We start from the raw sequence: 21,937 nt of genomic DNA, 5'->3' as shown, positions 1-21,937 counted from the left end.
CGGCTCCGGTGATCCTGTCCGGCGGAGAGGTCCTTGGATGAAACGGCTGCGCGACGAGCTTCTGGTCTACAACGAACGGATCAAGCTTGTCGCGACGTCGCTGAATGCCATTGCGCTGGGTCTGCTGGGGTTCGCCGTACTGCGCCCCGCGACCGACGCGGCGGTGTCGATGGAACTGTCCTCGCTGTGGTGGACAGTCATTGCACTGGCATTTCACGCGCTTTCGCACTATATGTTGGGAAGACTGCACAAGGAGTCTGCCGATGACAGCCTATGAATTCTGGATGCCGCTGGTACTTCTGGGCGTGTGCTCTCTCGGTGTCCTGTGGATGCGGCACGAGGGCAAGGTGCTGGAGCGCCGCCTTGAAGAAGCCCGGGCCGAAAAACGCCCGACGAAGTGATCGCAGCGCCGCACGGCGCCGCACAGTCGGTGTTTGACCGACCGTCCGTCTTTCCTCACACCACGCATCTGATCGCCGCCCGCTCCCGCAGTGAGGCTCAATGAGGCCGTTTTCGCAGTGTCTGGGCCCGGTACTGGGCCCTGTACTGGTAGAGATCATTGCGCGCAGGCGCCCTCCCTCGCATTCAAATTCCGCTACGTAAGGATTCCCTGACTGACGCATACGGCGTGCTCAGGGTATCTTGCCTACACCCAAGGGGAGCGCCCCCAAGGCAGCCTCAGGATTGATCGGGGCGACACGCAAAAGATTGGCAGCGGGGGATTTGATCCGTTTGTTCAGAGCTGACGGGGTCCGGTCGCAAGACCGGCCCCTTTTTCCTTTTGAGCTCCCTTTGACGCACTTCACGGGCGACCACGGCTGCGGCTGGGGGCATGTCCGGCGCCCATACGGGGCAGGAAGGGGCCGGTTTTTTGCTTCACTCGCCCTGTCGTGCTGATACTCTGCCCGCCATGAGGTACGAATACCGGATCGTCCCCGCCCCCGAGAAGGGCGAGAAACTGAAGGGTGCCAGTGCGGAGGCGCGCTTTGCCGCCGCTGTGGAGCGAGTTCTGAACGACATGGGTGCGCGCGGCTGGGAGTATCAGCGCACCGACACTCTACCGGCGACGGAGCGCGCGGGCCTGACCGGTGCGGAGACCGTCTGGCGCAACCTCCTGGTCTTCCGCAGGCCACACGCGGCGGATGCGAGCGTCTTTCAGCCGCGTCTGCTGGAGCCGCCGCAAACCGAAAGTCCGCCGTCCCCCGCCCCGCAGGCTCAGCAGACAGGGGACACATCGCCGGAGACTGCACCCGAGACGGAGGCCCCTGCCCCGCCCGCGCGCCCCCCGCGCACGCCGGTCGGCCCGCGCGATGCGGCGGACGTGGCGCTGCGTGCGGCGCTGACCGGTCCGATCGACGGTGGCCCCTCTGCCGACGGGTCCGTCTGACCTGCGGTTCAGCACTGCAATGCGATTGCGCAGACCCTTCCGGACATGCCGGAGAGAATGGCAAAGGGCACGGGCGGCATCCCGCGAGGCCCGACTTTTTTTGCCGCTGCCCCCTGTTCTCCGGGCGACAAATGTCTAAAATCTGGCGTCCGAGTCGAGATGAGGTGAGAGATGAGCAGACCCGATCCCTTCGGTTTCGACATGTCCGTCAGGTCCGCGAAGAAGAAGAACCCGCGCGGCCGGAAGGGCATGACCGGCGAATCCGAGACGTCGCAGCGTGTCTGCGATCATGACGGCTGCGAGGAACCGGGCAAGTTCCGCGCGCCGAAAGCCCCCGATGTGCTGGACGACTTCTTCTGGTTCTGCAAGGACCACGTCCGCGAATACAACGCCCAATGGTCCTTCTTCGAGGGCAAGACCGAAGCCGAGATGAACGCGCAGGAGTCGTCGGACAAGGTGTGGGAGCGCAAGACGAAGGACTGGCGCGATCCGGAGGCGAAGGCCTGGGCCCGTCTGGGCATCGAGGACCCGCATCAGGTGCTGGGCGACAAGGCGACGCGCAACCCCGGCCGCCAGAAGGCCGGAGGCGGACGCAAGCTGCCGCCGACCGAACGCCGCGCGCTGGAGATCCTGGAGGCCGGCGACACGCTGTCCAAGGCGGAAATCCGCAAGGTCTACAAGAAGCTGATCAAGGTGCTGCACCCGGACATGAACGGCGGCGACCGCTCGCAGGAGGAGCAGTTGCAGGAAGTCGTCTGGGCGTGGGACCAGATCAAGGAATCGCGCAACTTCAAGTAAGGGCGCAGTTTCCCGAAGACGGAAAAGGCCCGGGTCGGTTCACGTATTGAACGTGACATGACCCGGGCCTTTTGCGTTCGGTTGATCGTGGCGCGTCAGGCCGGCTGGAACGTCAGCGACACGCCGTTGATGCAGTGCCGTTTGCCGGTCGGCGGCGGTCCATCGTCGAAGATGTGCCCCAGATGAGAGCCGCACCGGCGGCAGTGGCACTCGGTCCGCACCATGAAGAGCGCGCGGTCGGGCTTTGTCTCCACGGCGTTCGGCATGGCCTCGTAGAAGGATGGCCAGCCGGTGCCGCTGTCGAACTTTGTCGTCGAGGAATAGAGCGGCAGGTCGCAGCCCTTGCACAGGAAGCTCCCGGCGCGCTTCTCGTCGTTCAGCGGCGAGGTGTACGCCCGTTCCGTGCCTTCGCGGCGCATGACCTTGTATTCGATGTCGCTGAGCATGGCGCGCCATTCGGCCTCGCTCCGCGTCACTTCGAAGTTAGCCGCCTCGGCGGCGCGGGTGCCGAAACCGAGCGCTGCGGCGGCGGCGATGAAGGTTCTGCGGTTCATTGGATGCCTCCTCCTGTCTGGTGTCTGTCGGCGTTGGAAAGATCGTCACGGGCAGGATGCGCAACATACCTTTTTCGGGCAAGGTCAGGGCGCGCACGTCTGCGCGAGGCGGGAGCGAAGCCCAGGGTTTGGTGGCCCCGCGCCTGGTGCGCGCCCTTTCCACGGGGCGGGAGGACCCCCACCCCATCCGGCGACGGCTTACTGCTTCGGCAGCAGCACGCGGTCGATCACGTGGATGACGCCGTTGGACTGGCGGACATCGGCAAGGGTCACGGTGGCGTCACGGCCATTCTCGTCGGTCAGGACGATCGTCTTGCCGCTCATCTTCGCCTGGAGCGTGCAGCCCCCCACGGTCGGCACCGGGTGCATGCCGCCGTCGTCCGCGATCATGCCCATGATGGCATCGGACATGGCGTTGGCGGCGACCACGTGACAGCCGAGGATCTGTCCGAGCTGTTCCTTGTGCTCCGGCATCATCAGTTCTTGCAGGCTCTCTTCCGAGACCATGCCGAACGCCTTGTCGGTCGGTGCGAACACGGTGAAGGGCCCTTCGGAGTTCAGCGTGTCGACCAGCCCCGCCTGCTTCACCGCCGCCACCAGCGTGGTGTGGATCGGCGAATTGACAGCGTTTTCGACGATGGTCTTGTCCGGGTACATCGGAGCGCCTCCGACCGTCGGCACATCGGCGGCGAGGGCCGGCGTGGTCATGAGGGCGAGGAGTGCTGTGGTTGCAAAGGTTTTCATCTGTGGTCTCCCTGTGTCTTGCGGCGGCACCGCGTCGTGCCGCGCTCACATCGAGTCACGTTGGTGCGGCGGCGCAGTTTCACACGCAGGGATCACGGATCATCACGGCAGCGTGAGGTGGCACACCGCTTTTCTGGCGCCGGATGACGTTTTTCAGGCGGGCGACCCCGGCCCGGCAGGTTAGGTAGGGCGCATGAGTTACGTGCTGCACCATGCCCCCGACAATGCCTCGCTGATCGTCAGGTTGGCGCTGGAAGAGCTTGGCGTGCCCTACGAAACCCGGCTGGTCGATCGCGCCACGCGCGCGCAGGAAAGCGCGGCCTACAGACGGGTGAACCCGGCGGGCCTGATCCCCGCGCTCGAAACTTCTGATGGCGTGCTGTTCGAGACGGCGGCCATCCTGCTGTGGCTGGCGGACCGGCACGGGCGTCTGGCACCGGCGCCCTGCGATGCCGGGCGCGGCGATGTCCTGAAATGGCTGGTCTTTGTGTCGAACACCGTGCACACCGGGCTGCGGATGACCTTCTACCCGGAGAAATACGTGGGGCCGGATCCGCAAGCGCAGGCCGCGCTTCTTTCCACCCTGCGCGGTCCGGGTGAGACGGCCATGACCCTGCCCCGCGCTCTGGCTCTGCTCGACGGTTTTGTCGCCACACGTGACCCGGACCGCGCACCCGATGTGCTCGACCTCTACGTCACGGTACTGCTGCGCTGGTGCGCGCTTTATCCGCAAGGCGACACCGGCTGGTTCCGGCTCGGGGCTTTGCCCGCGCTCGAAGCCATGGCGCAAAGGCTGGAAACCCGGCCGTCGCTACGGAAGGCCGCATTGGCCGAGGGGTTGGGACCGACCCCGTTCAGCAATCCGCGTCCCGCACAGCCACCGGAAGGGAGTGCGCTCTGATGTTCCTGTCAGTCTTCGACATGTTCAAGGTGGGGGTCGGACCGTCCTCATCGCATACCATGGGGCCGATGGTGGCCGGAGCGCGTTTCCTCGACCGGCTGCGGCGGGCACCGTTCAGTGCACACGGTCTGAAAGCGCACCTCTATGGCTCTCTCGCCTTCACCGGCGTGGGCCACGCCACCGACCGGGCGACGGTTCTGGGGCTCGCCGGCTTTGCGCCGCAGACCTATGACCACGAGGCCGCCGAAGCCGCGCTGGCCCGCATCCGCGACACCGGGACGGTGACCCCCAAGGGATTGCCGGAAATGCGCTTCGACATGACAAGCGACCTGCGGTTCGATTTCGGCCCTGCCCTGCCGGGCCACGCCAATGGCATGGTGCTGGAGGCGCTGGACGCCCAGGGCGACGTGATCCTGCAAGAAACCTACTACTCGGTGGGCGGCGGGTTCGTATTGACCGCCGACGAACTGGCGGCGGGCAAGGACACCGACAAGGGCCCTCCGGTGCCTTACCCCTTCAAGTCGGCCGCCGAGATGCTGGAGATGGCGGACCGCTCGGGCAAGTCCATCGCCGAAATGAAGCGCGCCAACGAGGTGTCGCGCGGCGGGGCGGACAACCTCGACCGCGGCCTCGCCCGGATCTGGGAAGTCATGAACCGCTGCATCGACCTTGGGATGGAGGGCGAAGGCATCCTGCCCGGAGGCTTGGGTGTCAAGCGGCGCGCACGGCGCATCCACGAGCAGCTGGTGGCCGAACGCGGCGTGAACCAGGCCGCGCCACACGTCTGCAACGACTGGATGAGCGTTTACGCCATGGCGGTCAACGAACAGAACGCCGCCGGCGGACAGGTGGTAACGGCGCCGACGAATGGCGCGGCGGGCGTCGTGCCCGCGGTGATCCGCTACTGGCTGGACCACGTGCCGGGCGCGACCTGGGCCCGCATCCCGGACTTCCTGCTGACCGCCGCCGCCATCGGCGGGCTGGTCAAGTACAACGCCTCGATCTCAGGCGCCGAAGCGGGCTGCCAGGCAGAGGTCGGCAGCGCCGCCGCCATGGCCGCCGCGGGCCTCGCCGCCGTGATGGGCGGCACGCCCGCGCAGATCGAGAACGCCGCCGAAATCGCGCTTGAACATCACCTCGGCATGACCTGCGACCCGGTCAAGGGACTTGTGCAGGTGCCCTGCATCGAACGTAATGGACTTGGCGCCATCAAGGCCGTCTCGGCGGCATCCCTTGCCATCCGCGGAGACGGAACACACCTCGTTCCATTGGACGCGGTCATAGAAACCATGCGCCAGACCGGTCAGGACATGCACGAAAAGTACAAGGAAACCTCGCTTGGCGGTCTCGCAGTCAACGTGCCGAACTGCTGAAACGTTTCGCCTTGCTGACGCAAGTCGATCCGCCGGGGAGGCTCTACCTCCCCGGACCCCACCGAGGTATTTTCGCCAAGATGAAGGGAACGAACGGCCTTGCTTCATCTTGGTCCAAATACTCTCGGGGGAGTCTCCCTAAGGGAGACGGGGGCAGAGCCCCCCGTACGCGGGCGCAGCCCGCGCGGATCGGCTTGCGCCAGCAAGCCGAAACCGTTTAGCCGCTGATCCGGCACATCATGAATTTCGCACCCTGGCCTTTGGCGGTGACGAAACGCGTCTCGCCATGCTCCCGGTAACGTAACGTGTCGCCCGGGGCAAGATAGTGAGCTTCGCCGTCGACCACCGCGTGCATGTATCCGGTGAGCATGACGAGGTGGTGTTCCTGGCCCGGGACTTCGGGAGCTTCCTGCACCCAGTGGGTGCCGGGAGTGATCTTGCATTCGATCACCTCGCCTGCGAGCGCGGGTGCTGCGGGCGATACGATCCGGCGGGAGAGACCCGTCTCGCCGTCGCGCCACAGCGCCTGGTCGTCGCGGCGAACCTGTGCAGCAAAGCCATCCTCCATCAGCGACATCAGGCGAGAAAGCGTCATCTCGTGGGCGGCGGAGAGCCGGTAGAGTACGTCGGCGGAGGGGCTGACCTCGGCGTTCTCGAGGCGGGAGAGCGCCGCGCGCGAAACGCCGCTGGCCGCCGCCAACTGGTCAAGTGTCCAGCCGCGCGCCGCGCGCAGGGCAGACAAACGCGCAGCGAGGCGAACTGTCAGTTCGCTCTTCATTCCTATCCCCCCGGGAATCTATCCCGCTTCTGAGACTAGGCAGGATTCGTCCACAAAGGCAACCGTGGCAGGTGTCCGGACACCGTTTCCGAATCCGAAACACTCGTGCCGCAAATTGCGGCGCGGATGCGATGTTTGGATCCGAAGGGCTGCGTTTGGACGCGCAGCACTGCCACACCCAAATTCCATCATAGGGTGAAACGACCGAATTTTCAGAAGCTTGGCGCGACCTGCTCAAGCCGGATCCATGTAAAGATTTGACAGGTCAGACTCGCGGCGATGTCAATAATGAGAGTTTCCAGTGAACGCCGGTGAACGCGACGACACCGGCTAGTATTTTCAGAACGCCGCTTTTCGTACCGATGAGGGACATCATGACGTATTTTCGTCCCGGCCTTGGGAACGGCAACGTGTTCGGCTTTTTTTCAAGAGGATCAACGGCACTTGGGACGACGACACGATCGACATTTCCGATGCGTCTTCGGGCCGGAAGGTCAACGCCAAGAGCAGCGATGACAGCGTCATTGGATCAGACCATAACGATACAATCGACGGCGGCAAGGGCTATGGCACGATCCTCGCGGGGATGGGCGACGACGACGTCAGAGGCGGGTCGGGCGACGACGGCATCGACGCCGGGGCCGGCGACAAAGACGTCCGCGCGGCAACGGGCGACAACACCGTGGTGTCGGGCGACGGCAACGACGAAGTGCGAAGCGGCTGGGGCGACGACAGCATCTCGACAGGGGATGGTGACGACGCGATCCGGTCGGGCGACGGCGGTGCCGGTGACGATTTCATCGAGGTGGGGCATGGCGACAACCCGATCCGGGGCGGCGCGGGCGACGACACCATCGTGGGCAGCACCGGATTCGACACGGCGGTCTACGACGGCTCGGTGCTCGACTTCGACATCTAACTGACGGGCAGCCATCTGGGTGGCGGAGACCGTCACAGGAACGACACGGGCAAGGTACACGACTCGCATGGCAACGGCCACGGCTATGGCCATTTTGCCGGATGGTTCGGCTGTGGCTGGGGGCAGTCTCTGACGGTCACCGACCTGACTGGCACCGAGAGCTCCGACACCCTGCGTATCGGGGATGCTCTGCAGTTCGCGGACTATACGCTTTAACTCTATGGGCGCGACAACGCGCCGGTGATCTCGGCATCGGACCAGGCGGTGTCCGAGAGCGGGACGTTCGCCGTCCCGATCGAGATCGTGGATTTCGACGGCGACGGGATCGCCATCGATTCCGTCTCGGCCACGGGCGGTTTGATCGACGCGACGCTGGTGGAAGGCGCCACGCGCCACTGTGCCACCGGGGTCCTGTATGACCTGACGTTCGACACCGGCGGAGCATTCGAAGGGCTGGCCCTTGGCGAGGATGCCGTGGTGGTGGTGACGGTTTTCGTGGACGATGGCCGTGGTGGCCTGATCGCCCGCGAGGTGAAGATCACGCTCACCGGAGAGAACGACACCCCCACGCTGGACCCGGTGGCCATCGCGGCGGAGGAGACAGGCGGACGGGTGAGCGTCGACCTGGCCGATTACGCAGACGACATCGACAGCGACGACGACGGCACCACTCTGAGCTATGCCATCACCCTGGCCCCCGCCGAAGGCGTCGCCTCGGTCTCGGGAACGGAGGTGACGGCGACCGACCGGCACGGCGCATCGGCGGTGAACACGGTGACCGTGACGGTCACGGGCACCAACGACGCGCCGAGCGCCAAGGCGCTGTCGGGGGCCGTGGACGAAAGCCGACCCGCAGGTGCCGGGCAGCAGCGACCAGATCACCGTCACTGCGGCCTTCACGGATGTGGACGCGCTCGACAGCCATACGTTCAGCGTGGACACCACCGGGCACGCTTGGCCTTGTGACCGACAACCTGGACGGCATGTTCACCTATTCCGCCAACGGTGCGTTCGAGCATCTGGCGATTGGCCAGCAGGCAACCGACACCTTCACCTATGCGGTGGATGACGGCAGTGGCGGCGTCGATACGGAGGTGGTGACAATCACCGTCGAAGGCGCCAACGATGCGCCCCGGAATCTGACCACGCCCGATACCGATGCCGAGACGCTGGCAGAGACCGGCGTGCCGCTGACGGTGTCCTCTTCCCTCACCTTCTCGGACGTGGACATCAGCGACTCCGTAACGGCTGCGGTGACCGGGTTCACCGCTTCCGGCGCGACGGCGGTGCTGGCGGGGATTCCGTCTGGCGACCTCCTCGGGATGCTCACGCTGGACACCCCGAACGTGCTGAGTGGCGTCGAGAACCTCGCGCGGCGCAGATGGACCTTCGACAGCGGCACCACGATTTTCACCGGGCTGTCGCTGGGCGAAAGCCTTGTGCTGACCTATACGGTCACGGCGACGGATGTACGTGGCGCGGAGGCGACGCACGACATCGACATCACCATCGAAGGCCGTAACAACGTGCCGACGATCAGCATAGACCCCGCCCTGCCCTTCCTGGAGCAATCTGACGCCGCCGCGCAGGTGCTGTCACAGTCCGGCACGCTGACCTTCGACAATGTGGATCTGGGCGACACCATAGACGTCACCTACTCGATCAACGGTGCCCCGATCTGGTCCGGGGACACCCTGACCGCCGCGCAGGCAACGGCGCTGGCAGAGGGCTTTTCGACCGGCGCGACCGGGGCCACCACGCCCGGCACGATCCCGTGGACCTACGACGCGACGCTCGACCTCGACTTCCTCGGTGCGGGAGAGACGATCACCTTCTCGTACCGGATCGTGGTGGACGACTTCGGTGGGTCGTTGGCCTCGGACATCGTCACCTTTACCATAACGGGCACGAACGACGCGCCGGTGCTGGTGGCGGACCGGAACGGCAACGATCTGGTGACGGAGGCCGGGACCCTCAACCCCGGCGACCCGAGCGCCACGGGCAAGCTGCTTATCAACGACAGCGACGCGGACGCCCACGACACACTGCCCCTGTCTTCGGTGGATGGATCGGCGGCCAACATCGGCACGGCGGTTGCCGGCACATACGGCAGCCTGCTTGTCGATGCGGCGGGCAACTGGACGTACACACTGGACGACGCCGACGCCGATACGGAGGCGCTGGCCGATCCGTTTGGCGCACCCGGGCAGACGATGACCGTCGCCGGGACCAACGGCGGCGTCTTTACCGTCAGGACCGACGGCGCCTACAGCTTCGACACGAACGGCGCATTCGACGCCCTCGCCGTCGGAGAATTCGTCAACACCAGCATCACCTACACGGTGACGGACAGCAACGGCGGCACCGACACGGCGGAGATCAACGTGGCGGTGCGCGGTAGGAACGATCAGCCGGTGACCGCGGCTGACGAAAATGGCGGCGATGCTGTGGTCGAGGCGGGCGTAGCGACGACAGGCTATGCTTTGGCCAACGGCAACGTGCTGGCCAACGACACCGATCCGGACACCTCGCACGTGCTGCGCGTCCTTCCGGTGAACGCAGACGACACCAACGTCGGCGCGGCGGTCGCGGGGCTGTATGGCTCCGTGGTGATCGAGGCGAACGGCGACTGGACCTACACGCTGGACGACCTCAACCCGGCGACAAACGCGTTGGCCGAGGGTCAGGTCGTCACGGAGACCTTCAACTACGTCGTGAACGACGGTCTGTTCGCTGCCGATATCGGCACGCTGACGAACACCATCACCGGGTCGAACGACGCGCCTGTTGCGGCGGACAGCATCCAGCTTGGCACCGAAGACGGCAGTGTCGTCGACAGGCTGTTGTCTTCGGACCCGGATTCGGCGGGACCTCTGACCCATGTTGTGGAGAGCGGACCGTCTCACGGCAGCGTTTCGATGAATGCGGACGGGAGCTACACCTACACCCCGGATGCGAACTGGTCCGGCACCGGCAGCTTCCAGTACCGGGCGACGGACGGCCTTGGCGCCTTCGATGTCGGAACCGAGATCGTCCAGATCGAGGCGGTCGCAGACGTGCCGACCGTCTCCCTGGCGCCGCCGGGGACGGCCACCTACGGCTTTGCGGGCAGCGGGACCGACCAGCCGGTGTCCACCGCGGCGACCGATGGCGACACGGCAGAGGCGGTGGCGGCACTGGAAGGCGGCGGCTATGTCGTCGCCTGGCAGAGCTTCGGCCAGGACGGCAGCCGGCACCAGCCTGCACGCACAAGGATACGATCTGACAGGCGCACGCGTCGGCGGTGAATTCCAGATCAACACATACAGTTTCGGCGCCCAGTCCTCGCCCACCGTGGTCGGCCTGCCAGACGGCGACTTTGCGATGGGCTGGTCGTCGTTCCTTGAGGACGGCTCCGGCTACGGCATCTTCGAGCAGCGCTACAACGCGGACGGCAGCTCCTTTGGCATCGAAACGCGCGTCAACAACATCACCGCGGGGAAGCAGTATTCGTACCCCTTCGGCAGCGGTGGCCAGATGGCGCTGCTCGACAACGGAGAGCTGGTCAACGTCTGGAGCACGGAGCTTGGCGCGGGCGAGATAGTCTCGACCCTCACGTCCCTGCCCGAAGCCTTAACCTCCGAGGACCAGCCGTTGCCGGTGAACTTGGCCGCCGAGCTGACCGACACGGAAGGGTCGGAGACGCTGACGATCACGCTGTCGGGCTTTCCGGCGGGCGCGACCTTCAGCCTCGGCGCGGCGTCGGGCAGCGACTGGGTGATCGCACATCCCGAAGGGCTCGACCTGTCGACGCTCCAGATGACGCCGCCCGCCGACTGGAACGGCAGCTACACGCTGACCGCCTCGGCGACGGCGGCCGAGGCCTCCAACGGCGACACCGCCTCCACGACCACCTCCGCGACATACCGGATCCTGCCGGTCGAGGACGGGCCGCGCGCCGAAGACCAGGTGATCGAGGTACCGATCATCGACGGGCTGTCGCCCTATGCGCCGGTCGCCGGTGCTCTGGTCGCGGTGGATCTGAACACGGCACCTTCGGACGGCAACCCGGCCGGGGCGATTTCCATCGACCTCACGTCCTACGACGCGCCCAGCGTGAACCTCGTGTTCGCCATGGACGCATCGGGCAGACTCGGAAGCACCGCATGGCTGCAGCAGATCGACGCGGTGTCCAATGCGCTCGAAGACATCGCCACGCGGTTCGACGGGACGGGCATCGACATCGACGTGGAGGTCTTCAGCTACAGCGGCGCGACGGCGCACAACAACCTGCGCATCCAGTTTGTCGACGGCAATCCCTCGACGTCGGCGCAGATCATGTCGGCCCCACGGCTGATCGCGCCGTCCGTCGACCTCGACCTGACGACGCTGGCCGCGCTCTAGGACGACATCGCCAACATGGCTTATGCCGCCGGGTACACGCCATGGGACCCCGCGTTCCGGCAGGCTGAATACTACTTCGACACGCAATACACGGTGGATGGCCCGGATGCGCTGAAACTGATGCTCTTCATCACCGACGGCAACCCGGCGACCACGCAGCAATGGGCGCAACCGCTGGCCAGCCTGCTGAACGACACCTTCACCACGACCATCGAGACTTCGGGCACAACGGCGGGGACATACTGCCCGCAACCGGCCTTTACCCTGCCCCACGCGGTCGACCTGCAGGCGTTCGGCATCGGCAGCAACCTGAACCTCCAACTGTTGAGCCAGACCGACAGCGACGGCGTCGCGACGCAGGTCACCGACTTCGCCGACCTCAGTGCCGCGCTGTCCGGGGCGGGACTGTTCCCGGCGACACTGATCGCGCTCGACGTGACGCTGGGGGCGGACGGCGTCGATCTGGGCACCATCGCGAACGAGACCAACCCGGCGGTGGTCGCAGACACGCTGGAGGTCGATCTGGCGCTGGCCGACGTGGCGGGGATCGAGACCCGGCTGGGCGACCGGAACGAATTCGCGGTGACCGCGTCCTTCGACCTGGACGGCGACACCGGCACGACCTTTGACCAAATCACGCTGTCGTCGTTCGAGCTGATCGGACTGGCGGACGACAGCGTGACGCGGACCGGGACCTCGGGCAACGACCTGCAGATGGGCAGCGCCGGCGACGATTCCATCGACGGGGACGGCGGCCACGACCTGATCCTGACGCGTGCCGGCGCCGACACGGTGATCGGCAGCACCGGCGACGACCGGCTGAGCGGCACCGCGGACGGCGACAGTTTCGTCTTCCGGGCGGGAGACGGTCAGGACACGATCCTCGACTACGACGCTACGGAAGACGAGATCGTCTTTGACGGCCTTGTGTTCGGCGATTTGACCGTCGCGGATATCGGCACGGGTGACGTGACCATCACCTACACAGGCGGTGTCCTCACGGTGGAGAGCGCCTCGGCCACGGACTTCATCGAACCGGAGTGCGTCTTCGTCTGACGGGTGCGCCCAGCCGGAACGGGGCGGCGGCGCAAAGCCCCGCCCTACCCGGTGGCGCGCCCGGTCCGGGCGCGAGTCAAATACCCCTGTCCGCCGGCCCCCGATCCCGCACACGCAGCACGCGCGCCCCGGTGTAGGTAAGCATGCCCGTCAGCGGCACCCACACCAGCGACTTGCATTCATACGAGCAAGGCCCGGCTGTCGGCTTTCACAAGGGAGCGCAGGTCGCAATGCGGATGCGCGGGTCTGTCCGCGTTGGCCGGGATCTTTTGGATGCCGGTGCCAGAAACCTCGCGCAACGGCGCCGACGCCCTCAGGCTTCACGCTGGCGTCTGGACTAAAGCGACCAGATCTCCGCCAAGGCGAAGACGGCCGCGATATCCATGGACGGCATTTAGCGCATCCCCCGTCCCACGACCGCCAGGAGGCCCGCCACTGCCGCAGGAAACCTCACCCGCATTGCAACGTCTCTCACCTTGCCGTGACGCGCGTAGCGCGCCGGTTGCGTCTCTCCCGGCACACCTCCATCCTTAAAGGACCAGAAGTCAGGAACGACCATGCCCAGCGACCGCGTCACCTTCCCCGGCCATTCCGGCCAGCGGCTTGCCGCCCGCCTGGACAGACCCGACGGTCCGCACCTGGCCACGGCGCTCTTCGCCCATTGCTTTACCTGCGGCAAGGACATCCACGCCGCACGCCGCATCTCGCAACGCCTGGCGGCCATGGGCATCGCCGTGCTGCGCTTCGACTTCACCGGCCTCGGCCACAGCCAGGGCGAGTTCGCCAACACCACCTTCTGCACCAACGTCGCCGACCTCCGCTGCGCCGCCGACTGGCTGGCAGGACGCGGCATGGCCCCATCGCTGCTGATCGGCCACTCGCTCGGCGGATCGGCCGTGCTGCGCGCCGCCGCCGACATCGCCCCGGCCAAGGCCATCGTAACCATCGGAGCGCCCTTCGACCCGGCGCATGTGACGGAAACCTTCGCGCATGCCCTCGACCGGATCGAGGCGCAGGGCGCGGCACAGGTCAACCTGGGCGGCAGGCCGTTCACCATAGGGCAGGACTTCGTGAACGACGTCGGCGCGCAGGACCTCGAACCGGCCATCGCGCATCTCAGAAAGGCGCTTCTGGTGCTGCACGCGCCGCGCGATGCGGTGGTCGATATCTCCAATGCCACGCGCATCTTCACGGCGGCGAAACACCCGAAAAGCTTTGTCACGCTGGACGACGCGGACCACCTCGTCTCCGACGCCGACGATGCGGAATACACCGCCGGGGTGATCGCGGCGTGGGCGCGGCGCTACCTCGACCTCGCCCCGCCCGCCCCGCCGCCCGGCGCCCCCGAAGGCGTCACCCGCGTGACAGAGGCCGACCCGAGGGGATTCCTGCAGGACATCCAGAACGGCCCGCACCACCATGCACTCGCGGACGAGCCGCAGGCCTACGGCGGCACCGATCGGGGCATGTCGCCCTACGGCTTCCTGTCGGCCGGGCTCGGTGCCTGCACGTCCATGACAATCCGAATGTACGCCCGCCGCAAGGGCTGGCCGCTGGCCCGGGTCTCTGTCGACGTGACCCACGACAAGGTCCACGCGCAAGACGCCGGCACGCAGGCGGACACCCGGATCGACCGTTTCACCCGCGCCATCACGCTCGAAGGCGACCTGTCGCCGGACCAGCGCAGCCGCCTGCTGGAAATCGCGGACCGCTGCCCCGTGCACCGCTCCCTCGAAGCTGGTGCCAAGATCGAAACCCGGCTCACCTGACCTGCACCTTCATCTTGGCGCAAGTACCTTGGGGGCCGCAGGCGGGGGCAGAGCCCCCTGCTTTGCCGTTGTTTGCTGTTTTCGCTGGGAACTGTTCGGTATGTGCACGCTGGCCCCGTTGGGTCAGTGTTGCAAGGGTTTCAGCAGATGAGGTGCGCGGGTGGGATGCCATCGACCTCAGGTGCGACGCGCGCGGCGAAGTCGGTTTCCAGCTTGACCGAGAGGCCGTGTTCGGCGCCGGCCTCGGGAAAAAAGTACGATGCGCCGGATGATCTGCCGCAGGAACTGTCTGGCCTGGTCGACGAGGTCGGGATCACCAACCGGTTGCTCCATCCGCGCAATCGCGCCCTCGAAGAGAGCGGTCGGGTCCGGCATCGCGCTGGCTGCGTGGGCTTGTTGCACATATCAGTGATGAGGATTCACTGTAGGAATCCAGTGCGTTGGATCGGTGTCATGCCGAGGCCCTCTCCCTCCCGCTATCGCACGACGAACCGGTCCGAATATGACGCTGTGCTGCGCCGGCGGGGTTCGCTCTCGGTCTGGTTCGATGTCGACACGGGCCGGCACGCCGGAAAGACCGGTAAACGGGGGCGGCCCGGGACGTTCCCGGATGCCGCGATCCAAACCTGCCTGACGCTGAAGGGTGAGGGGCGTCTCGGAAACGATCCGGCGGATCGTTTCCGCCCTGAACGGGCGGAGCCCCGGTCGGCCTTCCGCTGCGGCAGACGGTCGGGCCGGTCGGGAGCCCGATCCGGATGGCTGGGCTCGACTGGCCGGCTCCGGACTATTCGACGCCGTGCCGACGGCAAGCGCGGATCGGGGTGCAGATCCCCTATCGCCGCTCGGGCAAGCCCTTGAACCTGCCGATCCCCTCTCGTGACATCACTGCGCGATGCACTGCCGGGCAGCGGACAGCACGGGGGTGACGTTCGGTGGCGATGGCGCATGGCTGGCCCGGAAGCATCGCTCCTCCCGCCGGAGGCAATGGCGCAAGGTTCACATCGCCATGGGCACGGAAACCGGCGACAGACGCGCGGTCGAGTTCACCTCGAGCCGCCAGGGCGACAGCCCGCTGCTGCCAGACCAAGGCGACAGCCCCCTGCTGCCAGACCTGCTGTCGCACATTCCCGAGGGCGAGGAGATCGCCACCGTCACGGCCCCTCTCGGGATCATGCGACGCATGACCCTGCCGGGCAACGGACGGCACGCCGATGCCACACCGCCATCGTCGAGCACGGCGCCGATGCTGTCATACCGATCCGCCGGAGGCCGCGCCTGGAAAGAAGACTGCCCCGCAGCATTGGCGCGAAACGAGATCCTGCGCGCGACGCGACACCTCGGCAGGGCGCTCTGGAAGAAGCGGGCCCGCTACCATGTCCGAAGTCGGGTCGAAGCTCAGCCTCTCGGGACATTGCCGACGCAATGCCCTGTCGGCCAAGGGATGAATTGCCTGAAGCTCTTCGGCGAGCGGATCGTGTCCGTTCGCCATTGTCGCCCGGACCGATGGCGCGTCGATGACTCACCCCCGACCGCCAGACCGCCGAAATCCAGATCCGCATCGTCATCGTGAACCGCTTCCCGGCCCCCGGCAGAGCCGAGATCGAGGCCATCGCCTGAAGCACAACGGGAAAAGGGACCTTCAGCCCGAACCCCGATTTGCCCAACAACGCCTCGCATCTGAGAAAACCCGTGATAGTCTGCCTCAAAAATCACACCATAACGGGCTTTGCTGATGACCCCTGACCAGATCATTGCCGCCATCGCGCTCCTCCTCGCGGAGCCTGTCCCGGCCTTCGACACCTTGCGCAGCGGCGGCTTCGACGACCGCTACCCGGTGACGGTCGAGGCCTGTCCGGAGACGACGGGCGCGCTCGACATCGAGGGTCAGACAGTGATCTGCGGCACCGTCAGCGTGCCCGAGGACTACGAGGACTCCGACGGCCGCCGCGTGCCGCTGGAATTCGCGGTCGGTCTGGCAAGGTCGAGCAACCCGTTCGACGATCCGATCATTTACCTCCATGGCGGCCCGGCGAGCGGCGCACTCGACTCCATCGCGGCGGCGACGGAGGTGATCCTGGGCGACCACCGCCAATTCCGCGACGTGGTGACCTTCGACCAGCGCGCGGCGATGCTGTCGTCCACGACTGTCCGCTGTACCGACACGCTGGCCGAGAACGTGGTCGACCTCGTGTTGGAGTCGGCCGGCGCCGCCCCTGTGCAAGAGGAGGCGGAGGAGCCGATCTTCGCGCCCTGCGTGCGCGAACTCTACGAGAGCGAGGCCGACCTGTCGGACTACAACACCGCCAACAACGCGCGCGATGTCCGGGCGCTGATGTCGGCGCTCGGGTATCCCGAATACAATATCCTCGGCATCTCCTACGGCACACGGTTGGCGCTGGAGGTCCTGCGGACCGCGCCCGAGGGCGTGCGCGCGGTCATCATCGACGGCGTCGCGCCGAGCGACATGCTGCTCTATGACGACTTTTTCGGTCCCCATGGCGACGCGATGGACGCGCTCTTTGCGCAATGCGCGGGGCAACAGGCCTGCGCGGAGGCCTATCCTGACCTGCGCCAGACCTTCGTCGAACTCGGCACGACCCTCGCGGAAAACCCGATCCCGGCGGCCCGCGGCATGCCGGAGATCACGGCGGACATGTTCTACGGCCTCGTCTCGCAGCGCACGAAATTCAGCGCGACGTGGGTGCGCGACCTCACCGCCTACCTGCCGCGCATGATCACCGAACTGGCCGCGGGCGACGCCACGACCTTCGACTGGTATCTGACGACCTATGCGGACGGCGGCAACCTGCCCGGCACGGCGGCGGGTCTGCTCGGGCCGGGCGCCGCGACCCTCGGCAACGACGAACGCGCGCTGGCGCTGTCGGTGCTGGAGGCCGCGCAGGCGATGACCGACCTCCGCGAAGGGGTCACGACGGCGATGGCGCAGCTCAAGCACGATATCGTGGCCGCGCCCGCCGCGCTGTCGGTGGCCGAGGCGTTCGACCTGCGCGCGACCGAGGCTCTGGGGACGCTGACGCAGGAGGAGATCGTCCCGGCCGTGCAAGACTACGCACGGCTGCGCACGGGGCCGGAGACCCGCCAGGCGATCACGGGCTGGGTCGTGGCGCATTTCTCGGGTCCCGACGCCGAGGCGCTGCAGGCGCTCGTTGCCGCCATGTCCGACGACGACGTCGCGCGCACCTTCGAGATCGCCGCGACCGACCTCGCGCCCTTCGAGGCTGCCGTCGAGAGCAACATGGGCCTCATGATCTACGCCTGCCAGGAGGACGTGCCGTATAACTCGCCCGAGGGCTTCCAGACGCTGCTGGAAAAGTTCCCCTATGACGTCATCGCGACACCCGCGCAGGTCCAAGGGATCGAAAACCTTTACGCCATGTGCGCCCTGTTCGAACCCGCACCGAGGGAGGGGTTTCACGAGTCTGTCGTCTCGGACGTGCCCGTCCTGGCGCTCGGCGGGACGAACGACACGCAGACCTCCTGGCGGTGGTCGGCGCACGCGGCCGAGACGCTGTCCAACGCGCGGGTGATCATCTACCCGAATTCAGGCCACGGCGCGTCGCTCTATTCCCGCTGCGGCCTCGACATCAACGCGAAGTTCATCCTCGATCCAGAGGCCCCGCTCGACCTGTCCTGCGTCGACCAGCTCGTTCCGAAGTTCGTCCTCCCAGACGCGCCACTCCCCTAGGATTCCCTCAAGGGACAGTACGGGTCGCCGCCGCGACCGTCCGTCCAAGACGGCAGCTTCGCCGATGACGACGTCAGTCTGCGGTCGCAGTGTCGGCAGGCTGCGGGCGACACTGGACGCTCGGCCCAGACCACGCAGGCAATTGCCGGTCGACCATGCGATCCAGGTGAGCTTTCGCGGCAGACGCTCCGATGGGTTTCATGGCCATGTGGAGGTGAACTCCTTGACGCATGACGCCATACTACCCACTGCAGAGGCCGTCGGCGATCTCGGCCGCCCGGGCGTTGTCGATGCCACGGATTTCCAGGATCCCTCCGTGTGCGGGCCCCCGGAGCACGGACTTCAGCACGAGCCGACCCTCGTTTTCGATCGCCAACGTCTCGCCGACCCGCTCGGTCGTGATTTGCCCGACAATGCGTGCACTCCGCGCGTCGAATGTCAGGGACACGCCCCCGCGGTCGGTTTCGAAGTCCGGCAGGGCCACGACCGAGGTGATCGTCACGGGCCAGCTGGTCTCGTCGATGACAAGGGCCAACGCGGTTTCGGCGCAATCCGCCCAGGTCGGGGCGGGCAGCAGAGTCGCGGTGAGACTGGCCAAGAAAAGTTCTCGCAATCGGATGGTCACTTTCATTCCTCGCGGGTTCGGGGCGGGTTCGGGTTTCTGTTTCTGTCAGAATACCGGCCCTGCATGGGCTGTCGCTGAGGGTAACCCCTCAATCCGCGTCATCCGGCCTCAGAGAAACTGGTCCCCCTCCAGCAGCCCCGACTTGAGGGCATAGGCGACGAGCTGCGCCACGGAATGAACCTGCAACTTGGCCATCAGCCGCGTGCGGTGATTGTCCACTGTCTTGACGCTGATCGACAGGCGCTCGGCAATCGCGGCGTTCGAACAGCCTTCGGCAATCAGATAGAGAACCTGCCGTTCCCGCATTGTCAGCGCCTCGCGCCCGTCGTTGTCTGCGGCTTCGAGGATATCCAGGACGGCGCGCGCCACGTAGGTGTCTCCGGCGAGGATCATGGTCAAGCCGCGCAGCATTTCCTCGGGCGGCGAACTTTTCAGGAACAGCCCGTCGATTCCGACCGCGATCCAGTCGGCCAGCACCTGAGGCGACGTCATCCCGGTGATGACGGCGCAGCGTGTCTCGGGAGACCAGCGGCGCGCCTCGCCAAAGACCTCCATCCCGCGTGCGAGGGGCATTGCGCTGTCCAATAGGAGAAGGTCGGGGCGCATTGTCTTGACCATCGCCAGCGCCTCGATTCCGTTGTCGGCCTCGCCCACGACCGATACGTGGTCGATCTGCGCCAATACCGCTTTGAGACCATCGCGAACGACGGCATGATCGTCGGCAATCACGATTTTCCGAAGGTCCGGGTTTGCCGACGCATCCATTTTTATCCCTCCGCAGGTGGTATCTGTACATAGCATTGACCGCGTTCGCGGTCACGGTCGTGATGTTTGCCCCGTCGGTGATTTCCGCGGCCAAGTTGAATGTCCCGGCCAACCGACTCGTTCCGGCGCTGCCCGCGTCCATAGACGTCACCGATGACCGGAAGATCGAAAACCTGATGGCCCACATGGTGCAGCTCAAAGACCTCTACGATGACGATTGCCCGATCAAGGGGGGGACGCCGTTCCTGGAAGCGGTTGATGGGTCGGGCTACGACCATGCCCTCTTTGGCTGTGTTCAGCTGACAAGCACTGACGATTACCCGGTCGCGTGGCGCGTCGATCTTGGACTGGAACAGACGGCGTCGGTCAAGATCTGGCAAAAACTGGATGACGGCCTGTTCGAGATCCTTGCAAACGACGAAAGCATGACGCTGGACGGCCGACAGGCGGATTATCCACGCCTGTCGTCCTGGCCTATCGCGTTCGGTCCGCTGGAAACCGTCGAACTGCGGGTCCAGTTCAATAAGAGTTTTCTCGCAAGTACGGATTTTGCCGTCACGCTCTTGGCAGAGGTCGACTACGACAAGGTCATCCGCGCGCGCACGCATCTGTTCGGCGGCCTCATTGCCTCGAGCTTGCTGCTGATCGGGTTCTTCCTGACCTTTGCGAGCCTGCTGCGGTCCCGGCCCGCGCGGCGATACGCGGTCTACTTCTCTTGCGTGGCCCTGTCGATCTGGAGCGACCAGTACTACCCGCTGACGCTGTTTCCAACGACCATGCCAGTGGTCACGATCGATCTCCTGACGCATGCACTGCAGGTACTGATGCTGATTGCCCACATTTGGTTTACACAGGCCTTCGTCGCCGAAGCGCAACCTGACCATCCTCTTGCCAGTGCGGGCCGCACGATTTTCTGGGTCGCCGTGGCCGTGACCCTGTTCAGGGTGGTGATGGTCGCTTCCGGCGGGTCCGTGGCGTGGGGACTTAGGAACATGGACGCAGTGCCCAGCCTGTCCGATACGGTGCAGCTGATCCTGATGGTCATCTCCATGTACACTGGCCTGCTGTTGCTGCCCGCCATGGCGGCAACCTATGCCGCTGCGGTTTCGGTCATGCTGGTGGCGCGCCGGATCGATGGCGGCTGGCTGTTCGCGCTGGGGGCACTGGTGCTGTTTTCTGCCGTTCTCTTGACGCTTTGGATGAGGCAGATATCTGGACTGCCGGGCGAAGTTCAGCGGGATACCGTCTGGTACGCAGTGCTCTACGTTATCGACGGGCTGATCTTTGCCGCCGCCATAGCGCGGCAGACCTTTGGCCTGAGGCGCCAAAGGGACATCGCGCTGGAGGCGGAACTGGACGCCTCGCGGGAACAGACGCGCCTGGCGCAAAGCCTGCTGTCGGCGCGCGACGACCTCGACCGGGCGCGTGACCTGGCCGAACGGCACCGGTCGCGGCTGGCCCTGACAAGCCACGACCTGCGGCAACCGCTGCTGTCCCTGCGCCTGTCGTTGCAGGAGGCGGAGCGCGAGGCGCCGTCCCTTGCGGATGCGCTTCGGCCCAGCCTCGACTATCTCGGTGCGGTACTGGAGGAGAGCCTGGAGGATGCGCGTCCGGATGCGCCGCCTCTGGAGACCCACCGCAATACCGCCGAGGTGGTGCCCCTCGACGTGATCCTCGGCAATGCCGTGCGCATGTTCGCAGAGGAGGCGGCGGCAAAGGGTCTTCGGCTGCGCCATGTCCCGTGTTCGCTGTCGGTGCTGGCAGACCCCGTACCGCTGATCCGCATCGTCTCGAACCTGCTGTCGAACGCGATCAAGTACACGGCAGCGGGCTCGGTGCTGATCGGAGTCCGGCGGCGCGGCGACACGGTGGCGCTGGAGATCCACGACACCGGTCCCGGCCTGACCGACGCGGAGATAGCCGAGGTGCGGCAGGCCTACCGACGCGGCAACCAGTCCGACACCGTCGATGGCGAAGGCATAGGGTTGGTCAGCGCCGAGTTGCTGGCAGCGCGGCACGACCTCGCGATCACGATCCGGAGCGCCAAGGGGCACGGCTCCTGTTTCGCCATCGAGGGCCTGCGTCCGTCTCATGCCGAAACGGGTTCGCCGTCGAACCGATCCGCTTGCCAGGAAGGGCCGGGCCTGCTGAGAAAGTCCGGCGGGGCCGAATGAGGGAT

General features: G+C 65.9%; 19 protein-coding genes and 2 pseudogenes. 16 read left to right on the top strand and 5 right to left on the bottom strand.

From position 1 onward, the window contains the following. Positions 1-37: 37 nt before the first annotated feature. The 4 genes from ABFK29_RS09375 (at position 38) to ABFK29_RS09360 (ending at position 2,185) form a co-directional block, all read left to right on the top strand. Positions 38-277 (top strand): hypothetical protein, encoded by a 240-nt coding sequence (locus tag ABFK29_RS09375; RefSeq protein WP_005864336.1) that lies wholly within the window; start codon positions 38-40, stop codon positions 275-277. Next, a complete protein-coding gene (locus tag ABFK29_RS09370) occupies positions 264-401 on the top strand; it encodes a hypothetical protein (protein WP_005864334.1) in 138 nt (45 codons plus the stop codon). Before ABFK29_RS09375 ends, ABFK29_RS09370 begins: the two co-directional genes overlap by 14 nt. A 509-nt stretch (positions 402-910) precedes the next feature. Next, positions 911-1,387, top strand: coding sequence for a DUF4177 domain-containing protein (locus ABFK29_RS09365; protein WP_005864327.1), 477 nt, complete (start codon positions 911-913; stop codon positions 1,385-1,387). Between the two features lie 171 nt (positions 1,388-1,558). Next, positions 1,559-2,185 carry a J domain-containing protein gene (locus ABFK29_RS09360; protein WP_005864325.1) on the top strand — a complete coding sequence of 209 codons (627 nt, stop codon included), beginning with the start codon at positions 1,559-1,561 and terminating at the stop codon, positions 2,183-2,185. A gap of 95 nt (positions 2,186-2,280) precedes the next feature. Here ABFK29_RS09360 and msrB read toward each other — a convergent pair whose 3' ends face one another. Further along, positions 2,281-2,739 carry a peptide-methionine (R)-S-oxide reductase MsrB gene (msrB, locus tag ABFK29_RS09355; protein WP_005864316.1) on the bottom strand — a complete coding sequence of 153 codons (459 nt, stop codon included), beginning with the start codon at positions 2,737-2,739 and terminating at the stop codon, positions 2,281-2,283. A gap of 198 nt (positions 2,740-2,937) precedes the next feature. Further along, positions 2,938-3,483 (bottom strand): fasciclin domain-containing protein, encoded by a 546-nt coding sequence (locus ABFK29_RS09350; RefSeq protein WP_040605273.1) that lies wholly within the window; start codon positions 3,481-3,483, stop codon positions 2,938-2,940. A 193-nt stretch (positions 3,484-3,676) separates the two neighbouring features. Here ABFK29_RS09350 and ABFK29_RS09345 point away from each other — a divergent pair, with 193 nt between their 5' ends. Together ABFK29_RS09345 and ABFK29_RS09340 are read left to right on the top strand one after the other, a co-directional pair. Further along, positions 3,677-4,384, top strand: coding sequence for a glutathione S-transferase family protein (locus ABFK29_RS09345; protein WP_005864314.1), 708 nt, complete (start codon positions 3,677-3,679; stop codon positions 4,382-4,384). Then, on the top strand, positions 4,384-5,757 hold the full coding sequence (locus ABFK29_RS09340) for an L-serine ammonia-lyase (protein WP_005864313.1): 1,374 nt from the start codon (positions 4,384-4,386) through the stop codon (positions 5,755-5,757). The genes ABFK29_RS09345 and ABFK29_RS09340 overlap by 1 nt, the downstream gene beginning before the upstream one ends. A gap of 217 nt (positions 5,758-5,974) precedes the next feature. Here ABFK29_RS09340 and ABFK29_RS09335 read toward each other — a convergent pair whose 3' ends face one another. Beyond that, positions 5,975-6,535 (bottom strand): helix-turn-helix domain-containing protein, encoded by a 561-nt coding sequence (locus ABFK29_RS09335; protein WP_005864304.1) that lies wholly within the window; start codon positions 6,533-6,535, stop codon positions 5,975-5,977. 433 nt (positions 6,536-6,968) lie between these two features. Between ABFK29_RS09335 and ABFK29_RS25155 the strand changes: the two are divergent. The 9 genes and pseudogenes from ABFK29_RS25155 to ABFK29_RS09295 all read left to right on the top strand — a co-directional run. Next, positions 6,969-7,076 (top strand): annotated as a pseudogene (locus ABFK29_RS25155) (hypothetical protein); the annotation flags it as partial. Positions 7,077-7,121: 45 nt separating this feature from the next. Continuing rightward, entirely contained in the window at positions 7,122-7,454 is a 333-nt protein-coding gene (locus ABFK29_RS09330) for a calcium-binding protein (protein ID WP_005864302.1), read from the top strand. 240 nt (positions 7,455-7,694) lie between these two features. Continuing rightward, positions 7,695-8,420 (top strand): VCBS domain-containing protein, encoded by a 726-nt coding sequence (locus tag ABFK29_RS09325; protein ID WP_005864301.1) that lies wholly within the window; start codon positions 7,695-7,697, stop codon positions 8,418-8,420. After that, positions 8,417-10,741, top strand: a complete 2,325-nt coding sequence (locus ABFK29_RS09320) for a VCBS domain-containing protein (protein WP_005864299.1) — start codon at positions 8,417-8,419, stop codon at positions 10,739-10,741. The genes ABFK29_RS09325 and ABFK29_RS09320 overlap by 4 nt, the downstream gene beginning before the upstream one ends. Further along, positions 10,647-11,837 (top strand): hypothetical protein, encoded by a 1,191-nt coding sequence (locus ABFK29_RS09315; RefSeq protein WP_040605270.1) that lies wholly within the window; start codon positions 10,647-10,649, stop codon positions 11,835-11,837. Before ABFK29_RS09320 ends, ABFK29_RS09315 begins: the two co-directional genes overlap by 95 nt. Before the next feature lie 15 nt (positions 11,838-11,852). Beyond that, positions 11,853-12,893, top strand: a complete 1,041-nt coding sequence (locus ABFK29_RS09310; protein WP_005864293.1) for a calcium-binding protein — start codon at positions 11,853-11,855, stop codon at positions 12,891-12,893. A 557-nt stretch (positions 12,894-13,450) separates the two neighbouring features. Further along, positions 13,451-14,662, top strand: coding sequence for a bifunctional alpha/beta hydrolase/OsmC family protein (locus tag ABFK29_RS09305; protein WP_005864291.1), 1,212 nt, complete (start codon positions 13,451-13,453; stop codon positions 14,660-14,662). Between the two features lie 453 nt (positions 14,663-15,115). Continuing rightward, positions 15,116-16,279: pseudogene (locus ABFK29_RS09300) on the top strand (IS5 family transposase). A 115-nt stretch (positions 16,280-16,394) separates the two neighbouring features. After that, positions 16,395-18,368: an alpha/beta fold hydrolase gene (locus ABFK29_RS09295; protein ID WP_005864287.1), complete on the top strand. Its 1,974-nt coding sequence runs from the start codon at positions 16,395-16,397 to the stop codon at positions 18,366-18,368. A 241-nt stretch (positions 18,369-18,609) separates the two neighbouring features. Here ABFK29_RS09295 and ABFK29_RS09290 read toward each other — a convergent pair whose 3' ends face one another. Both ABFK29_RS09290 and ABFK29_RS09285 read right to left on the bottom strand, forming a co-directional pair. Next, positions 18,610-18,966, bottom strand: a complete 357-nt coding sequence (locus ABFK29_RS09290; protein ID WP_347100373.1) for a SecDF P1 head subdomain-containing protein — start codon at positions 18,964-18,966, stop codon at positions 18,610-18,612. A gap of 135 nt (positions 18,967-19,101) precedes the next feature. Beyond that, a complete protein-coding gene (locus ABFK29_RS09285; protein WP_005857325.1) occupies positions 19,102-19,758 on the bottom strand; it encodes a response regulator in 657 nt (218 codons plus the stop codon). A gap of 35 nt (positions 19,759-19,793) precedes the next feature. Between ABFK29_RS09285 and ABFK29_RS09280 the strand changes: the two genes are divergently transcribed. After that, a complete protein-coding gene (locus ABFK29_RS09280) occupies positions 19,794-21,932 on the top strand; it encodes a sensor histidine kinase (protein WP_005857323.1) in 2,139 nt (712 codons plus the stop codon). The last annotated feature ends 5 nt before the right edge of the window (positions 21,933-21,937 follow it).

Source organism: Sagittula stellata E-37 (assembly GCF_039724765.1).
GTDB lineage: Bacteria > Pseudomonadota > Alphaproteobacteria > Rhodobacterales > Rhodobacteraceae > Sagittula > Sagittula stellata.
This window is presented reverse-complemented; position numbering and strand designations above follow the sequence as displayed.